15 protein-coding genes and 1 pseudogene are annotated in these 16936 nt (G+C 52.6%); 6 read left to right on the top strand and 10 right to left on the bottom strand.

Annotated elements, in window-relative coordinates; genetic code table 11:
* Together R6U67_RS07710 and R6U67_RS07715 are read left to right on the top strand one after the other, a co-directional pair.
* Positions 1-388 (top strand): annotated as a pseudogene (locus R6U67_RS07710) (undecaprenyl/decaprenyl-phosphate alpha-N-acetylglucosaminyl 1-phosphate transferase); the annotation flags it as partial.
* A 70-nt stretch (positions 389-458) separates the two neighbouring features.
* On the top strand, positions 459-674 hold the full coding sequence (locus R6U67_RS07715) for a type II toxin-antitoxin system MqsA family antitoxin (protein WP_410252004.1): 216 nt from the start codon (positions 459-461) through the stop codon (positions 672-674).
* A gap of 13 nt (positions 675-687) precedes the next feature.
* On the opposite strand, the gene R6U67_RS07720 is transcribed toward R6U67_RS07715, so the two are convergent.
* On the bottom strand, positions 688-1047 hold the full coding sequence (locus R6U67_RS07720) for a Lin0512 family protein (protein WP_410252005.1): 360 nt from the start codon (positions 1045-1047) through the stop codon (positions 688-690).
* 180 nt (positions 1048-1227) lie between these two features.
* On the opposite strand from R6U67_RS07720, the gene R6U67_RS07725 reads away from it, so the two are divergent.
* Positions 1228-1557, top strand: a complete 330-nt coding sequence (locus R6U67_RS07725) for a DUF760 domain-containing protein (protein WP_410252006.1) — start codon at positions 1228-1230, stop codon at positions 1555-1557.
* 49 nt (positions 1558-1606) lie between these two features.
* Here the strand turns inward: R6U67_RS07725 and R6U67_RS07730 are convergent, their stop codons facing one another.
* On the bottom strand, positions 1607-2578 hold the full coding sequence (locus R6U67_RS07730; RefSeq protein ID WP_410252007.1) for a carbohydrate kinase family protein: 972 nt from the start codon (positions 2576-2578) through the stop codon (positions 1607-1609).
* 115 nt (positions 2579-2693) lie between these two features.
* Here R6U67_RS07730 and R6U67_RS07735 point away from each other — a divergent pair, with 115 nt between their 5' ends.
* Positions 2694-3101 carry a thiol-disulfide oxidoreductase DCC family protein gene (locus R6U67_RS07735; protein ID WP_410252008.1) on the top strand — a complete coding sequence of 136 codons (408 nt, stop codon included), beginning with the start codon at positions 2694-2696 and terminating at the stop codon, positions 3099-3101.
* Here R6U67_RS07735 and R6U67_RS07740 read toward each other — a convergent pair.
* Positions 3062-3454, bottom strand: coding sequence for a hypothetical protein (locus R6U67_RS07740; RefSeq protein WP_410252009.1), 393 nt, complete (start codon positions 3452-3454; stop codon positions 3062-3064). The two genes, R6U67_RS07735 and R6U67_RS07740, sit on opposite strands and share 40 nt — an antisense overlap.
* Before the next feature lie 190 nt (positions 3455-3644).
* Between R6U67_RS07740 and holA the strand changes: the two genes are divergently transcribed.
* Positions 3645-4634, top strand: coding sequence for a DNA polymerase III subunit delta (gene holA / locus R6U67_RS07745; RefSeq protein ID WP_410252010.1), 990 nt, complete (start codon positions 3645-3647; stop codon positions 4632-4634).
* 33 nt (positions 4635-4667) lie between these two features.
* Here holA and R6U67_RS07750 read toward each other — a convergent pair whose 3' ends face one another.
* Positions 4668-6242, bottom strand: coding sequence for a hypothetical protein (locus R6U67_RS07750; RefSeq protein WP_410252011.1), 1575 nt, complete (start codon positions 6240-6242; stop codon positions 4668-4670).
* 207 nt (positions 6243-6449) lie between these two features.
* Here R6U67_RS07750 and R6U67_RS07755 point away from each other — a divergent pair, with 207 nt between their 5' ends.
* Positions 6450-6899: a DUF4168 domain-containing protein gene (locus R6U67_RS07755; RefSeq protein WP_410252012.1), complete on the top strand. Its 450-nt coding sequence runs from the start codon at positions 6450-6452 to the stop codon at positions 6897-6899.
* A 70-nt stretch (positions 6900-6969) separates the two neighbouring features.
* On the opposite strand, the gene R6U67_RS07760 is transcribed toward R6U67_RS07755, so the two are convergent.
* From R6U67_RS07760 to R6U67_RS07785, 6 genes are all read right to left on the bottom strand, one after another.
* The gene (locus R6U67_RS07760) at positions 6970-7302 is read right to left on the bottom strand and encodes a rhodanese-like domain-containing protein (protein WP_410252013.1); all 333 of its coding nucleotides are present in this window, start codon (positions 7300-7302) and stop codon (positions 6970-6972) included.
* A 68-nt stretch (positions 7303-7370) separates the two neighbouring features.
* Positions 7371-7856, bottom strand: coding sequence for a TerB family tellurite resistance protein (locus tag R6U67_RS07765; RefSeq protein ID WP_410252014.1), 486 nt, complete (start codon positions 7854-7856; stop codon positions 7371-7373).
* Positions 7857-7960: 104 nt separating this feature from the next.
* A complete protein-coding gene (locus tag R6U67_RS07770) occupies positions 7961-9769 on the bottom strand; it encodes an N-acetylmuramoyl-L-alanine amidase (protein WP_410252015.1) in 1809 nt (602 codons plus the stop codon).
* A gap of 23 nt (positions 9770-9792) precedes the next feature.
* Positions 9793-12843: a CHASE2 domain-containing protein gene (locus tag R6U67_RS07775; protein WP_410252016.1), complete on the bottom strand. Its 3051-nt coding sequence runs from the start codon at positions 12841-12843 to the stop codon at positions 9793-9795.
* Between the two features lie 160 nt (positions 12844-13003).
* Positions 13004-13729, bottom strand: a complete 726-nt coding sequence (locus R6U67_RS07780) for a DUF928 domain-containing protein (RefSeq protein ID WP_410252017.1) — start codon at positions 13727-13729, stop codon at positions 13004-13006.
* Positions 13730-13893: 164 nt separating this feature from the next.
* Positions 13894-16497, bottom strand: coding sequence for a CHAT domain-containing protein (locus R6U67_RS07785; protein WP_410252018.1), 2604 nt, complete (start codon positions 16495-16497; stop codon positions 13894-13896).
* Between the last annotated feature and the right edge of the window lie 439 nt (positions 16498-16936).

Genomic DNA, 16936 nt, shown 5'->3' on the forward strand with positions numbered 1-16936 from the left:
TTTTATGGGGGATGGTGGGTCTTATTATCTTGGATTTACCTTAGCCGGGGTTGGGGCGATCGGTTTGGTTAAAAGTACGGCCCTGACTGCTGTTTTACTACCGTATATTATTCTGGCGGTTCCCATTTTTGATATGTCAGCGGTGATCCTCGATCGCCTCCGCAATGGAATTTCTCCCTTTGCGGCTGATAAGCGACATTTACACCATCGATTGCTGAATGCTGGATTGTCTCATCGCTTCACGGTTCTGTTTATCTATGCCCTCACCCTTTGGGTGGGCGGCTTAGCCCTAGCTTTTGCCGGACTTCCCAGCGGCCAAGCCTATGCGTTAGCGGCCACCTCGTTATTGGGTTACACGGCTTGGAAAGCCTGGAAGTACGCCCGTTAAGATTCCCTCGGGATCCCGACATCTGGCAAGCAGATTTCACGCAACGGAGACCCCAGCCATGAATTGCGTTATGTGCAAACACGGACAAACCGTTCCAGGACAAACGACTGTAACTCTGGAACGGGATGGAGTTATGGTCATCCTTAAAAACGTTCCCGCCGAAATTTGTGATAACTGTGGCGAGTCTTATCTTAGCGATGAGACAACTCGGGTGATCCTCGAAAACGCAGAAGAGGCGATCGCCAAGGGGATTGATCTCGAAATTCGTCACTATGCCCCCTGTTGATCCAATTGCGAGATCAATCGACTGATACCGTCACAGCCGCGACAGCGATGAGCATATCATCGTTTTTGTCTTCCAACTCCCGAATCGCTCGCCCCACCGTCACCATTCCCCCAGCTTCGAGATGTAGGGTCTTTTTGCCAAAGGGGAGAACGGCTAACACTTCCGCCTCTCGGACTTGTTCAGGATAGGGAACGGCGATTTGAACATCCACATACATCTCATTCGGATGCCCTAATCCCGCCACTTCCCACACTCCCGGTAAGGCATTGTGGGCGATCGCATTGCGGACGGCCCGGGTCGCGGCGACGGTGGGATCTTGTCCATGTTGATCGATCCCCATTCCCATTTCGATAATTAAACGTTTACGGGCCATGACATTCCCTAAACTGTTGCGGTATTAGGACAGTGTAGCCCAAAGTTCCCGCCAAACTGGGCAATTTTGCCAGAAAAGGGTCGAAGAAACCCTCCCCCCGATTTCGGTTGCACTCACTGGGCAAGTCCGCGAAGATTCCCTATCTTAGTAATAGATAGCCGGAGCGACAATAAAACAATTATGAACTCTTTACCTCACACTGGACGCGAAAAAACGGATAACCCCCTCTGGGATTATGTGCAATCTCTTTCCCCCGAGGCGATCGCCAAACTCTCCCAGCCGAACCCAGAAGTAGCCCAGGTGATGGAACGTTCGATCGCCGGAATGTTAGGAACCTTGCCCCCCGAAGGCTTCGATGTGGCCGTCACCACCTCGCGGGAGAACCTCAGCAAACTCCTCGTCTCAGCCATGATGAATGGCTATTTCCTCAACAGTGCCCATCAGCGGATGGCCTTTGATCGCTCGCTGCAAGCGGTTCACACTGATGATGACCCCGATTCTCACGAGTAACGTTGTTAGACCTCGGCGGCCCTGGCCAGAGATGAACCCAACAGACAGGCTAGGGCCGCCCTTGCAGGAACTGCTGAACCTCCTCGGCGGTGGGTTGGGCGGCGATCGCCCCTGGTTTCATGGCCGTTAATGCCCCCACAGCACTAGCATATTTCATGACGTTGCGGGCGCTGGCTGGCTCATCAAGGGCATCCAGTCCCTGATTTTGAAGTTGGTGAAGGAAACCGGCGATAAAGCCGTCTCCTGCCCCGGTTGTGTCTTGAACAGGGACGGAAAAGGCCTCGATGTCTCCAACGACATCACCGAAACAATAACTACAGCCGCGATCGCCCCGCGTGATGATCAGCCGGGAAACGCCTGGCAGTTGCGTGGCCACCTCTGTCACCACCTGGGTATTAAAGAGAAATTCCGCTTCCTCATCGGACAATTTGAGGATATCCGCATCGGCGATGGCCTTGCGGATTGTTGCTTTGGCTGACTCCACATCGGGCCAAAACACCGGCCGCCAGTTCACATCAATTAAGACCTGAACCCCATGTTGACGGGCTAACTCTCGACAACGGGCGATCGCCTGATTAGACTCAGGATAGGCCATGGCCAAGGTTCCCATCACCAGGAACTCGGCTGACTCAAACAACGACTCAGGGATTTGCGCCCCATCGAGGCGGGTATCGGCAAACTCATCACTGGCGACATCGCCAAACCCCGCAAATTGGCGATCGCCCTCGTCGGTTCGCACAACGTATACTTGTCGTGTCGGGGCTTGAGGATGTCGCTGCATCCCCGAGATCTCAACCCCAACCTCTTGTAACAGGTTCATTAGCTGATGTCCCGGTTCATCGTCACCGACACAGCCAATCAACCCCGCCGAGGTTCCCAACTTCACCAACCCACAGGCCACGTTCGCCGGCGCGCCACCGGGGTAGGGCGTCCAAGACTCAACCGCCTCATAGGGTTTCCCGAGTTGATCGGCTAAACAGTCAAAGAGGATTTCTCCGAGACAAAGAACGGTGGGAGGCATAGGGCAAGAGGCAAGAGGCAAGAGGCAAGAGGCAAGAGGCAAGAGGCAAGAGGCAAGAGGCAAGAGGCAAGAGGGGCGCCTTCTTACGGCAAGATGCTATTTAGAATTTACTAACATGATGTTGATTATTTTTGACGGCAATTGTAACCTTTGTGTGACGTTGGTTCAACTCTTGGAAACCTTGGATCGCGGCGATCGCTTTCGCTATGTGCCGATGCAAGATGAAACCGTACTGTCTCAATTCGAGATTACCCCTCAGGGTTGCGAATTGGGCATGATTTTGTTGAATCCCGACAATCCCCAGGAACGTTGGCAGGGGAGTGAGGCGGCTGAAGAAATTGCGCGGCGACTCCCGGCGGGCGATCCGTTCCTCTGGGCTTATCGCAACTTACCCGGCCTGAAAAACCTAGGCGATGGACTCTATGATCAAGTCCGGGATAATCGCTACGATTGGTTTGGCCGGCGAGAAACCACCTATGACTCTCAATATCCGCCGGATTTTAAGGCAGAGATGGCCGAATGACGACTCCAAATCCGTCGCCCCCAGCGATAGGCCAGGACAACATTGTGAGGAAATGCTAGGGCCAGCAGATTCAGCCCCAGACAGAGACTGGCGAGACTCAGCAGAATGAAGGTGGGGGCCTGGACGACACCGACGGCAAACCACGTCCAAACATGGAGAATCATCGTTACGGCAAAAATCGTCGCCATAGCGGCGGATAACAGCCTCATTTGCCGGGGTTTACGGGTGGCAACGAGAGCCAACGTGGTTAGGGTGGCCAGGAGGTTACTAGGAACCAGGAAGGCGCAGATGCCTAAACAATGGATGCGGGAGAGTTCGGCGAGATGGCTAAGGATATGGGTAAAATCGAGCATATTGACCCTGTTGATGTTCAATCTTGGAGATTTAGTGGTCGCGGTGATGGGGGTGTGAGCGGGTTGTGATGTATCTTGTGCAGGGTCTATTGTATCGATTCTGGGAGAGTATGGGATAGACGACGCTCGTTCGTTGCCCAAGTAGTCAACCCAAGTACTCAACCCAAGTACTGAACCCAATTGCTGAGTTATGCCCATTTATGTCTATTGGGGAGAGGATGATTTTGCCTGCGATCGCGCGGTACAACGGTTACGCGATCGCAGCCTCGATCCGGCTTGGGGATCGTTCAACTTCGACAAAATCCCCGCTGATACCCCCGACGCGACGATTCAAGGCTTAAACCAGGCCATGACTCCCCCGTTTGGTGGTGGTCAACGCTTAGTTTGGTTGGTCAACAGTCCAATTTTACAACAGTGTCCCCAAGAGATTCAGAAAAACTTAGAACGCACCTTACCGCAACTTCCTGAGAGTTCGGTGTTGCTGTTGACAAGTCGCAAAAAACCTGATCAGCGACTTAAGTCAACAAAACTTCTAAAAAAGCTGGCAGAGTTTCAAGAATTTTCACCAATTCCTCCCTGGAAAACTGAACTGCTGATTCGCCGGGTTCAGCAAGTCGCCAGTAGCCTCGATGTTTCGGTTTCACCAGCAGCAGCGGAACGGTTGGCGGAGGCGGTGGGGAACAATACTCGTCAGTTGTTTACTGAACTCGAAAAGCTGAAACTGTTTGGAAGTTCAAATTCCGAGTCGAGTCGAGTTGATGTTGAAGCCGTCGATGAACTGGTGACAACAACAACTCAAAATAGCTTGCAATTGGCGAAAACGATTCTTCGGGGGGATACGGCGGCGGCGTTGGGGTTGGTGGCGGATTTAATTGCCCGCAATGATGTTCCTATCGTGATTTCGGCAACGTTAATCGGGCAATTTCGCACCTGGCTTTGGGTGAAATTGATGATAGACTCGCGGGAACGGGATGAAAAGGCGATCGCCCAAGCGGCGGAGGTGGGAAACCCCAAACGCATTTACTTTCTGCGTCAAGAGGTGAGTCGCATTTCTCTGAGACAATTACAACAAACATTGCCGATTCTCTTGCAATTAGAGACGCAATTGAAAAGTGGGGGAGATGCGATCGCCACCCTGCAAATGAAAGTTATCGAATTGTGCAGTGTTTGTCGGAGATAAACTTTTGCCTACACTACATTAGCCCACCCTATATTATTGCGTTCCCAACTGTTCCTGGGCATAGTTAAGATTTTGACGATATTCCAACGCCTTCTGACGGGCTAAATTACTCTGTTCATGACTCTCCGGAACATCCTCCATTCCAGTTATAGCCGCGTTCCAAGCATCAACCACCTCTTGCCACTCTTCAGCCGTTTGTGCTGTTTGGGTTAGATCTGAGGCTTTAATCGCTTGGTTAACGGCATCGCGGAAGGGATAACTGGGTGTAGTCGATGTAACGTTAACCTCAGGATGGGGACTCGACTCTGAGGGGAAGAATAGGGCTTGTAAGGTATCTTGATGGGCAAACAATAGGCTACCTGACACTCCCAAAACACCGCAGCTTAATACGATAACCATTGCTGAAAATGCTTTGGAGGTCGAGGCGGCGATCGAAGTTGCCAGTTTAGCCCTTTTTTGACGTTCAACTAAACGTTTGAGTTGCGGCTTGAATCGATTTGACCAGAGGTCTTGGATATGGTAGATGTAAGTGGTAATAAGTAAAGCAATTAAACCCCAGAAAATCCAATAATGAATGATAGCTTCGTAGTCTCTATTTGGATAGCCCCTTGAAAAATAGTTTGCTGTCTGTGGACCCTCAAAAAGTTTGTAAAAACTGACCATTTTGACAGCTAGAATTCGTCCTGACAATTCTCCAGCACAGGAGTAAATATCGGTATTTATATTAGTGGCATCCGAACAAACTGCAAAGCTAATTAGGGGGATTACCGATAACAAAATCAAGGTCGTCATCCCCATGATAAGAGTGCCCTTATATCCTTCCGCCACGCTGAACCGATTAGGCTGTAATAGCCTGTGAGTTCTAGGTTTCGGTTGACGCCAATAAAACCAAAATGCCTGGTAAAATAAGGATAAAAATAGACTACAGAAGCTAATCAAAAAGATTCCCACCAAGACGAAAACAATGGCGATCGCCAACCCACCCTCAAGCCAGGTCAGAAGATAAGCAATCACTAAAGAGCCGACACCGATGACGCTAACGAAGGTGAGGGGAAAGCCGATTAGGGTGAGGAATAAGGCTCTAAAAAACGAGGTGTAGCGAGGTTTAAAGAGTTTGGGAACTGGTTGATCTGGATCTGAGTTAGCTGAGTTAGCTTTCGTCTCAGAAACCGTCTCAGAAACAGGCTTAGAAACCGTCTCAGAAACCGTCTCAGAAACCGTCTCAGAAACAGCCACCGTTGACGGGAGTGCTGGTGGGTTGCGTTTGAGGGTCGTCTTAGTGCGGCGGGGAGTTTTGGATGTGGCGTTACCCCGGTTAGACGGCGTTAAGAATAACTGGTGTTTCCAGAGGGGATCTGAGGCTCCGGGATGGATGGCGATGATGCGAACAACCTCAAGGGACTTCAGGTTAAGTTTGCGGAGAATTTTGTGCAGACGGGGCAAAATCCAGCGGCGATCGCCAGATTCATCGATTAAAATAACAACTCGCAGACAGGTTCCCGATTTCGAGACATCTGTCTTAATTACGTCTTTTTTGAAGACAGAATTAAGGATTGCTGCGATCGCCTGTTCATCCCCCGCTTGAGCTTGTGCCAACAGACTGGACATGGCTAGATTGGGATTAATGTTAGTTACTCACAGTATACCGAATTGGTCTCATATTGCCCTAGGGTTTTAATTCCCTCCGTGACGGAATACGTGAACCTTTGCGAGTCATCCATTCGGCGCTATACTAGCTTGCACGTCTAAGAGAACTTGACGGTTTTAACCCATGCCGCAATGAGAATGCTGAGATTGATGTTACCCCTGCGATTTTTGTCTAAACGACTGGCTGCGGCTGCAACCCTATCCCTTCTCTTACTCAGTGGCTGTGGCGGAAATGCCTCGAACGAAAACACTCCCGTCGCCGACGGGGATAACAGCCGCGAAACATGGCTTAACAACTATACCGCAGCGGTTTGGGAGATTGAACGACAACGACAAGCCACCTACCGGGTTCTCGCCGAAAATGTCCCGGATACTGAACAGGCTGCCTTAGCTGAGGTTCGTTGCAATCAACCGGATACAATTCGTGGCTTTTCACGAACCCTGCGGCAAGAAATTGTCAACTACTGCGATCGCGTTGCTGAGATGATTCAAGCTGAGAACTTAACGGTTGAGGAGTTTAATCAGATTCGCGATCGCCTCGACGAAGATCCGATCCTAAACAATCAAGTCATGGAACAGTTGGCTCGCCTTCAAGAACCAGACAGAACAGAGAATTAATACTTAGCAAAATGGCTGGTAAATTATGGGTTTTAATTTACCAGTTCAGACCATTTTAATAGCGACGAATTTAATAGCGGCGAACCGAGCGATCAACGCAAAGAGAATAGGCATCAATTCCACCCTCGATATTTAAGACATTTTTAAACCCCTGAGCTTGTAACCATTGACAGGTGTACGCCGAGCGAATCCCGTGGTGACACAAAACGAGGGTTTCCACATCAGGATCGAGAATGTCTAAGAGTTTAGGAATCCACTCCTGAGATTGACTTAGGGGTAGGTTCTCGAAGCCTTCAATCGCGGCGATCGCAACCTCTTCCGGTTCCCGAACATCAATCAACTGGATGGGTTTTGTCTCCGACGCCAATCGTTGCGCTAGGTCATTTACATCAATTGATTCCATAATTGATTCCATCGACTCAACCATTCTTTAATTTAACTCATTTAAGGAGTTGGACAACGTATTTAGACCTATTTCTTAAAGAAGTCCTGGAGAGATTCTCCTAAACTTTCAACCAGGGATGAATCTTCAGGTGAATCTGAAAATTCTTGAGCCTCAATCTCTTTCACTTTAGCCTCGGGTAAGCCCAGCATATCACGAAGTTTCTGATAAGCACTTGCCTCCTCCTCATTGATTTTCGGCTCATCAGGCGTCCGGGAACTCGAGGCAATAACCTCATAGCCTAATCGCAAGACCAATTCTCGTTCCTCATCACTGTGCAACTTAGGAACCAAATCTTCGAGGGGGATGTTTTGAATACAATAGGCTTGCAAATCTTGCCGTAACTTCTCCCGGTCTTCCGGGCTTTTGGCAAATAGCTCGCTGAAGCGTGTGAGCATGACCTCAACTTCGGTCTGGGCTAATTCTCCATCAGCCCAGGCCATGGCGGCAACAATCCGCAGCAAGTTCATTTGACGGGGAGAAATCGGTGGGGGAGCAGGGGGTTGAATGGGCATTATGAAGAAGGGAATAGGGAATAGGGAACAGGGAATAGGGAATAGGGAACTGTCAAGACGTTAACACGCGATCGCCGTGGTGCTGCCGTAGCGGTAAAAAAACTTTAGGGTTGTTGGGCGAGCCAGGCCTCAATCCCGTCCGCGAGGGACACCGCCAAACGTTGCTGTTGTTGCTCGTCCATAATCCACTCATACTCATTGGGATTAATCAGGAACCCTAACTCCAATAATACCGCTGGCGCAATCTGAGGACGAGTCAGGGCAAAATTTGCCCAAAATACCCCATATTCGGGGCGGTTGAGATCCTCGACGAGATGACGGTAGAGAAATACCGCTAAATCCTGAGCCTGGGGGTGATACCAAAACGTGCCGATACCGGCGGTATTCTCAGCATCGCCACTGTCGGGGAGGGCGTTGTAATGGATACTCAACGCCAGGGTGGGTTCAGCCTTCTGAATCATGTCCATGCGCTCGCGCAGGCCGAGATCCACATCCGTCTCTCGGGAGAGAATCACCGTGGCCCCGCGACGTTCTAGCTCATCGCGCAGCCGTAAACTGACCGTCAGGGCGGGTTCCTTTTCCCGAACTGGGGTGGGGCTAGAGGCGCCGAAGTCTTCGGGGCCACCATGACCGGGATCGATGAAAATGCGGGTTCCGGCTAGGGGTTGATTGCGGTTGAGTTGAGGCGGATGTCGGAGACTGAGAACGAGGGTGGTGTTGTCGTAGCGTAGGTCATAGCCCCATTGCTGGGCTGAGTTCATCTCAAAGGTATATTGAACCCGATCGCCGTCTAAGGCTTGCCAGGTCATGCCCTGAATCGCCGGATTGGCGTTAAAGGCAATTAAATCCGTTTGGGCGGTGGTGTTGTGCAGCGTGAGTCGGAACTGGCGGCCATCTTGCTGCACCTGGGGGGGAACCCGAGAACTGAGGGGAAAATAAATCTCCGTGCGATCGCCCCGTTGACGGCTACTAATACTGCGAATCACCGCTTGTGGCGGCGCCCCCGCGTCATAACGCTCCACTTCATCTCGATGGACCCAGACCCCATAATCGAGCCGTAACCAGTCCCCTTCCGCCCCGGTGATGCTGGCTTCAACACCTTGGGGGATGGGGGTTAGACGAGAGTATTGAGTTCCTGGCCCCGTGCGGGAGACGGCTTCTGGGCTAATCACACGCGCGACGGGGAGAGGACTCAGGCTCGGGGCGGTAATCTCGACGGTTCCGGCGGCGGTTTCTCGGATACGGCGATCGCCCCGCCGCAGTTCAAAAACAGGCTGTCCTAGGCGGCCGGTTGCCTCAAAACGATGACAACCTTGGTAACGAGTTGCCGTAGCGGTTTGAGGCTGATTTTGCCCCGTCAGAACCGCCGCGTTGCCCGGTAACTCGCTGCCATGGGTTTCAGGAAGAAGGGGAATCTGACGGCCGCCAAGGGTGACAGCGGCGTTGAAATCGGCCCCAGGGGCTAAGGCCTGGAAACAGACCCATTCTCCCACCGCTCGGGTGATATCAACGGCTGGTTCTAGGGACCCTCGGGCGAAGCCAAAGCCATCGTCGGGGAAATCAGGCGCCGCTGAGAGGCGGATAATGCGACGCTGTACCCGGCGATCGCCGGCTTGCACCTCGATGACATTTTCCCCCATTTCTAAGGGAACGCTGGGGGCAAAATGTCCAGCGGGGGAGCGGTTAATGGCATTACCATTGATCAACACCCTCTGGTTGGGGTCGGCGGTGCCGATAATGAAGATGCGATCGGCAACGGTTTCGTGGTTATCCGGCGGATAGGACAGATGCAATGACGCATCGGCTTGAGCTGGGGCGGTGAGGCTTAAACTCGCCAAAGCTGGGAGAACCCAAGCCACTCCCGACAGGGGAGCCGTCAATCGGGGACATGGCGAGTCAGAAAATAGGGGCATTGTCGAAACGTTCAACCAGGGATCTAGAAGTGACCTCGTTCTACTTTAAACCGCAGTTGGATCAGCGTCGACTCAAGAGTCTCGACAATCTCATGCAGTTGATGTAAATCGGCTTTCGCTTGAGTCACCGGGGCTGCGCCATGGCGCCCTCCATGATTCGGTAACCCCTCCTCGTGATAGGCTTGCGCCTGAGATTCGAGTTGGCGGGCTAAATCCGGAATACGCAAAATGGCCGCACTACTGCTGGCCCCTTTGAGTTTATGGGCGAGTTGATATAATCCCTGCCAATCCTGTTGCTCTAAGGCAATTTTGATCGCGTCTATCGATTGGATCGCGTCATCTGAGAAGATTTCGAGCAATTCTTGTTGAAACTCGAGATCGCCGCCGGTGATGCTTGCGAGGTGTTCCGCGTCAATTAAGGCCACAGCCGCTGGGTCTTGAGAGGGGTCTTGAGAGGGGTCTTGAGAGGTGGCCCGCTCTTGGGGTGGCGGTGTCGAGGAGGTGTCCGCCGGACCGTTGGGAGTGGGTAAGGACTGATCGAGCCAAAACTCTAAACGCTCAGCTAACCGTTCTCGTTTCACGGGTTTGGTGATGTAGTCGTCCATTCCCGCCGCTAGACATTTGTCTCGTTCTCCGTCTAACGCATGGGCGGTCATGGCAATAATTGGTAGGCGATCGCCATACTGCTGGCGAATACGACGGCTGGTTTCATAGCCATCGAGGACTGGCATTTGACAATCCATCAAAATGATGTTAAAGGATTCTTGCGCTAGGCGATCGAGAGCAATTTGTCCATTATCGGCACAGACAACATCGAGATAGCCGATGAGTTTTAGTTGATTGCGAACCACCTTTTGATTGACGGGGGTATCTTCAACCACCAAAATTTTAACCGGGCGCTGCTGGGGGTCGCCATTCGCTGCCACAGTCTTCCCGGCCACAGTATTCGCGGCCACAGTGATCAGGTCAGGGGATTGTGGTTCTGGGCGAAGGGTCTCGCAGACTCCAGTGGTGACTGGCTTCATACGGGCGGTAAACCAAAAGGTTGACCCCTGGCCCCATTGACTCTCCACGCCAATCTCGCCCCCCATCAACTGGGTTAATTGTTTACAAATCGCCAATCCTAAGCCTGTGCCACCATATTGGCGGGTGGTGGAGGCATCCACCTGAGAGAACGATTGAAAGAGCTTATGTTGATGTTCTGGGGCGATGCCGATGCCGGTATCTTTAACGCTAAAGCGGATGAGGAGTGAGTCTGAGGCCCCTTGAGGGTCATGGCGATCGCAGCGGCTGGCTCGCAAGGTAATCGACCCCTGAGCCGTAAACTTGATGGCATTACCCGCCAAATTGATAAAAATCTGTCGTAACCGGGTTGGATCACCCTGCATACAGGCGGAAATATCCTCATCGAGGATGACCCGCAGGTCGAGTCCCTTACTCTCGGCTTTGGCGTAGAGTAAGCGTGTCACATCGGTCATACAGGCTTTGAGATTAAAGGGGATGGATTCGAGTTCCATGCGCCCGGCTTCGAGTTTCGAGAAGTCTAGGATATCGTTGACGATGGCCAGGAGACTTTCGCCACTGCTGCGGATGGTTTGCAAGAAATCCCGCTGTTCTGGAGTCAGTTGGCTCACCAGGAGCAAATCCGTCATCCCAATGACTCCATTCATGGGGGTGCGAATCTCATGGCTCATATTAGCCAGAAACTCACTTTTGGCCACCGTCGCCGCCTCGGCGGCTGTCAGGGCCTGACGCAGTTCAGCGGTTCGCTCTTCGACGCGATGAGCTAAGCGAACCGAAGACTGTTTGAGTTTGCGGTTGGCCCGGCGCAATTCTGAGAGATGATGGCTGTTGACGATGACAATGGAGGTGGTGGACAGAGCTAAACTGGGGAGAACTAGGGGGGTGAGCCAGCCTTGGAGAAAGCTAATATAGACGATGATACCCAGGCTTGTGACTCCAGTTGTGATCGTGATGACGGCGGCCAGGAGTCCCAGGTTATAGCCCCGCGATCGCGCCCAGAATAAGAGTTTCCCGGTCATCACCGCTCCCACTCCTGACCAGAGTAGAATCCATAGCCAAATGGCCCGGCGATGCCAGAGACGCAACAGGGGGCGACCGTCGAGAGCCGCTGATAGGGTTTGGCTGACGATATTGGCATGAACCACCGCCCCCGGCATTTGCGGAGGGTCTTGGGTCAGGTTGCTACTGTAGGGGGTGTAAAAGAAGTCGTTGAGGCTCGGGGCCAGCGGACCAATAATGACGACGCGATCGCGAAATTGCTCCGGCTCAACGGTTCCCGACAACACATCCTTGAGGGTGACGGTTTCAAAGACCTGACTTTGGTAATTCAGGGGAATTTGATAGCCGCCAATCTCCTCGGAGAAGTAATCGCCCACCTCCGGCGTAATCGGCACAAAACGAGCTTGGCCCAGGCCCAAGTGCATCCGCTCAGGATCAAGTGGTTCTAGGGAAATTCCTTCTTGTTCTAGATAATGCAGGGCCAACATGATCCCCAATCCGAGCCGTGATACCCCCTGAGAATCTTCTGCCGAGAGAATCGCCCGACGAATCTTACCATCAGCATCCGGTAAGAGATCGGAGATTCCCACCTGTCCGAGTTCCTCCAACGCGGGCGGGGGGGCCACGGTATGTCCAATTAACTTCTCGACTCCAAACAGATTAGGTGTCGTCTGAAAAATCTCGACGAGTTCTTCATGGCCCGGTTCAACCGGGAGATCTCGATATAAATCCAAACCAATGGCGGCGGGATCTCCTTGGCGGATTTTGTCTAACAGCTCTCCCAAAACTGTATCGGGCATGGGCCATTGTCCCACGGCCACAATATCGGGTTCATCAATGGCAACAATGAGCAGTCGAGAATCGATGGCTTCGGGAGGGCGTAAGCGAAAGAGTTGATCCCGAACCGTCCATTCCCAGGGGCGAAACAGACCCCAGATTTGCCCCAAAACAAAGATAGCCGCAACCAGGGCTGGGGTCATCAGGACAAATCGCCACCGCCACAGCCTTACCCGAACTCGCCGTCGCTTCAGTTTGGCGTATCGAGATCCCATAAACGATTATTGTGTAAGCCTTCTGTTTAGCTCGACATTTCCGTGATGCTCGTCCTCCCCTTAATAGTTTAGAACACAGGGTTTCCCGAGGGATATCGGGATCGCCTGCGCTCTTGAGTTGGTATTGTCAATCCCGGAGGGATTTAACGATGACGGTGGGTTACTCGAAATTTAAGGACTGTTGGCTGAGATCCTCTAAGCCAACGGAGGTCAAGAGTTCGGCCCAGTTTTCGGCAATGATCTCGTTGTCGGGTTGTCTGTGCTGGGCGTCGGCCAGGGTAGCCAGGGCATCATACCAAATGCCATATTCTCCATAAACCTGGGCTAGGTCGACGGCGGTTTCAGCGGCTTCGAGTTGTTCAGCTAGGGCGTCTTCGATGGGTAAACGATAGACGGTTCCTTCGATGGTGGGATTGTTGGGATCAAAGGCTGAAACGCAATGGACTTCAAAGTACCAGGAGTAATCTTCCCCGAGTGCGAGTTCAGGATGCTCGTCGGGAAGAGTAACTTGGACGATTCCCCCTTGTTCAGGTAAGTCAACTTCGCTGCGGTAATGGGTTTCACCGCGACGATCCTGAAGGCTAAAGGTGGCGGTTTGGGCAGTTGTTTCAGGAAGAGAAACGAAGAAAGATGGCCGCCCCGAAACGGTTAAAACTCGTTCAAAGTTTGGGAGAATCGGGCGGATCGCCTCTAGGTTTTCTTGCCCCACGAGACATTGGCCATTGCTACGGCTGGCTCCACCGCCGGTTTGAGTTCTCGGAGTCCCCGCAACGCCCTCAGGAGTGCTGAAGGTGACCGCGAGGACTGATGGGGCGATTATCCCTAGAACACTGCTAAGGGATAGGGTTGCTAAAAGGTAACGGGACAATTGTGAAATAGACTTCATGATTTCGCCTGGGATTTTTGTTGAGTCGGTACTCTTCCTCATTAACATACTAGCTGCCCGATTTGGTAAAGTTACGCCAAAACCATAAAGTCTTGGTAAAGACTTTATGAATTTTGCCTAAGTTGCGCGATCGCGGGCCATCCGGGCTATCATGGATCGATTATCTATAACCAATTCCCCACTAAGATAAAAGCTGACCAGAAAAAGGGGCGTTGATAGTCGGGTTGTCGTAGTAGGGAAAGTTGGGCTTCTTGCAGGGCTTTGGCTTTGCTCATACCGGGTTGGGCCAGTTGATGGTAAAACTCGGCCATCAGGTCGGCGGTGGCCTGATCACGCACGGCCCAGAGGGTGGCTAGGGTCGATCGCGCCCCACTACGAACGGCCAGGCCAGCGAGTCCTAAGAGGGCGCGATCGTCGCCCATGGCGGTTTGACAGGCACTGAGGACTAGCAATTCTAAAGCCCCAAATCGCTGTTCGTCCCGTCGTTGCAGGAGTTGCCCCAATTCGTTGACGTTGAGGGAGCCGTTCCAGGTCAGAATAAAGGTCTCTTCGGCGTTGGAACTAAATTGGCCGTGAGTGGCTAGGTGCAAGACGGGACTATCGGTGCGACTGAGGGCATCCCGTGTGGCGTCAATGGTAAAGGATTTATTGAGACGCACGTCGGTGTTAATGCTGCTACCGATGCGGCGAATTTCTGATTCTACGCCGGGTAGGGCCGCGAATCCGTCACGAGCTTCACTTAAGCCGCCGACGACGGCCTGAAGGCGGCTATTGTCGAGGGGACGGGGTTCGAGGAGTTGCAGTCCGGGGGCGATCGCCAGGCTGTATTGTTCAATGAGATAGCGATCGCCGTCATGTAAGACCGCCATGGGCAGGTTACGCAATTCTCCATCGAGGACAAACACTAGGGTCTCGATTTGAGCCTGTTGTAAGTCCGCTTCGACCGGGCGAATCAGCCAATCATAGAGTTGTTGATACAGTTGCAGTTGTTCACGGCGGGAAAAGGAAAGACTCAGGGACTGACGAAAGCGGCTCAGGGTCTGTTGAAACTGCTCCTGACTGATGGCGGTACTGGTGTGACGTAGGGGTTGTCCTGGAATGCCGACAATCACCTCTAGGCGATCGCTTAAAATAATCGGATACAGGGCCGCCGCGTGAGGGTCGACGGTTTCAATTTGCGTCGGACGCGCCTCTAAACAGGCTTCGCGGAAAAAGTTTTCCAATTCCGCCACTTGCAGAGCGTCAATGGTATCTCGGGCTTGTCTGAGTTGAGCTTGACTGGGGTTATCTTGCAAGAGCAAACTCACTAAAGAGCGATAGACGGGTTCAACAGTATCTCGGAACGACAGACGCACCTCCGGGTTAATGGCCACTAAATCTTGCCCCAGTTCATCGAGGGCCGTGACGGCGTTGCTGTAGGCCGTAATCGCTAAGTCACGTTCCCCCTCTTGTTCATATAACTGGCCCAATTGGGCCTGCCAACGGGCCATCAAATCTGTGGCATTCCCCAAAGGTGCGGCAATTTGGAGGGCCTGTTGGCTTAGGGTAATGGCCTCGCGTCGTTGTCCCTGTTGTTCATAGACTCGTGCCAATTGCCCGACGGCTAAGGCTTCGGCTCGTCCATCTTGTAACGCTCGGGCTTGCTCAATGGCCCCGGCCAACAGGTCGGCTAAGGCCCGACGTTCTTCTGGAGGGGCGAGCTGAGCATAGTTTTCTACGAAATTGACCCGAGCATAAATGCCGCGACGACTGGGGGGGAGCTGAGCCAGTTGGGGTTGAAGTTGTTGAAGTTGTTGGGTCGCTTGTTGAGATTGGCCCGTTTGCAGCAACAGGCTGGCCTGTTCCAATTCGGCGGTGATGCGGTCTAAGGGGGTTCTGGCCTCGCTGGCGGCTTGCTGATAGAGAGCTTGGGCTTGCGGGATGTTGTCTAAGGCCCGATAACTGTTGGCTAAGGCCCGCAGAATTAAACTGGTTTGAGGCAGAGTCTCGGATTGGGCTAATTCTAGGGCTTGACGTAACAGTTGTTGTGAGGCTTGAACGTTGCCCACCACTTGTTGAGCAATGGCTAAGTCGGTCAGGGCCGATACCTGTAATTGGGGACTGGTCTGGGAGGGGTCTAAGGTGTCGAGTTGGGCGGTAATTTGTTCGAGTTGTTGTTGGGAGCGGCGGTAGAGGCCCAGACTTTGTAGGGCAATGGATTGATTGGTGAGTGCGCCTAATTCCCCGAGGCGATCGCCCCCGAGTTGATAGAGGTCAGCCGCCCGTTCCCAGCTATCGAGGGCGCTTTGAGCGTCACCGCTGGCCAGTTGAATTTGCCCCTGGGTTAAGCGGGCCTGGGCTTCTACGGCGCTGCGATGGGGAGATTCATCGGCTTCGAGAAGGCTGAAGGCTTGGCTGATGGTGCTTTGGGCGGGTAAGAGTTGTCCGAGTTGGTAGAGGGCTAGGGCTTGATAGGTGAGGCTACCGGCTTGGGAGAGGCGATCGCCGCTGCGGCCAAAGCCAGCGGCGGCGGCCGCAAATTGGTCGGCGGCGGCCTGGAAATGGCCGGCGTTGAGGTGCGATCGCCCCTGTTGTTCTTGGGCATAGGCATCATTTTGGGCATAAACGTCGCTCTGAGTGATCTCGACGGAAGCCGTCACGGGGGTCGCGCTTCCCCGAGAGAGACCGAGGGAAAGGGACAGTCCGAGGAGAAAACAGACACTGAGGACAAGACTAAAGCTGCGACGATACCAGGAATGAGTTAGTTTTAAACCGGTTAAACGGGCCATGGGATTTTGAGGGGTTAAAAGTTAGTTCTAAATAATCATAAACAAAAGACTTTTTGCTCTATTTAATACCTTTTTTTCAAATGCTTGCTATACATCTAAAACTGAGGAGGGCGAACAGCCGTCCCCTCCTGGGAGGGGTTAGGGGTGGGTTCCCCTACAGACATTGATAGCACGACTTGTGAAAATTGGTATAAACATCTTTCTTATTTGTCCCATATCTTTTGTTATTTGATTATGTCTTGACTCACCCTGAAAATGATGAATAACCCAAGGAATAACCTAGGGACAGGTTGAGTTTAGATCAACCGGGTTGACGGGGCGAGGAGAGAACAAAACCACCGTTCCATCGTCTTGATGTCGCCAGGTTGTCGCTTCTACGGTTGGGGAGGTCGAGGTGACCGCAGAAACCGCCATCGATGGTGTCCCCTGAAGCAATCGC

This window comes from Sodalinema sp., from assembly GCF_046483825.1.
Lineage (GTDB): Bacteria > Cyanobacteriota > Cyanobacteriia > Cyanobacteriales > Geitlerinemataceae > Sodalinema.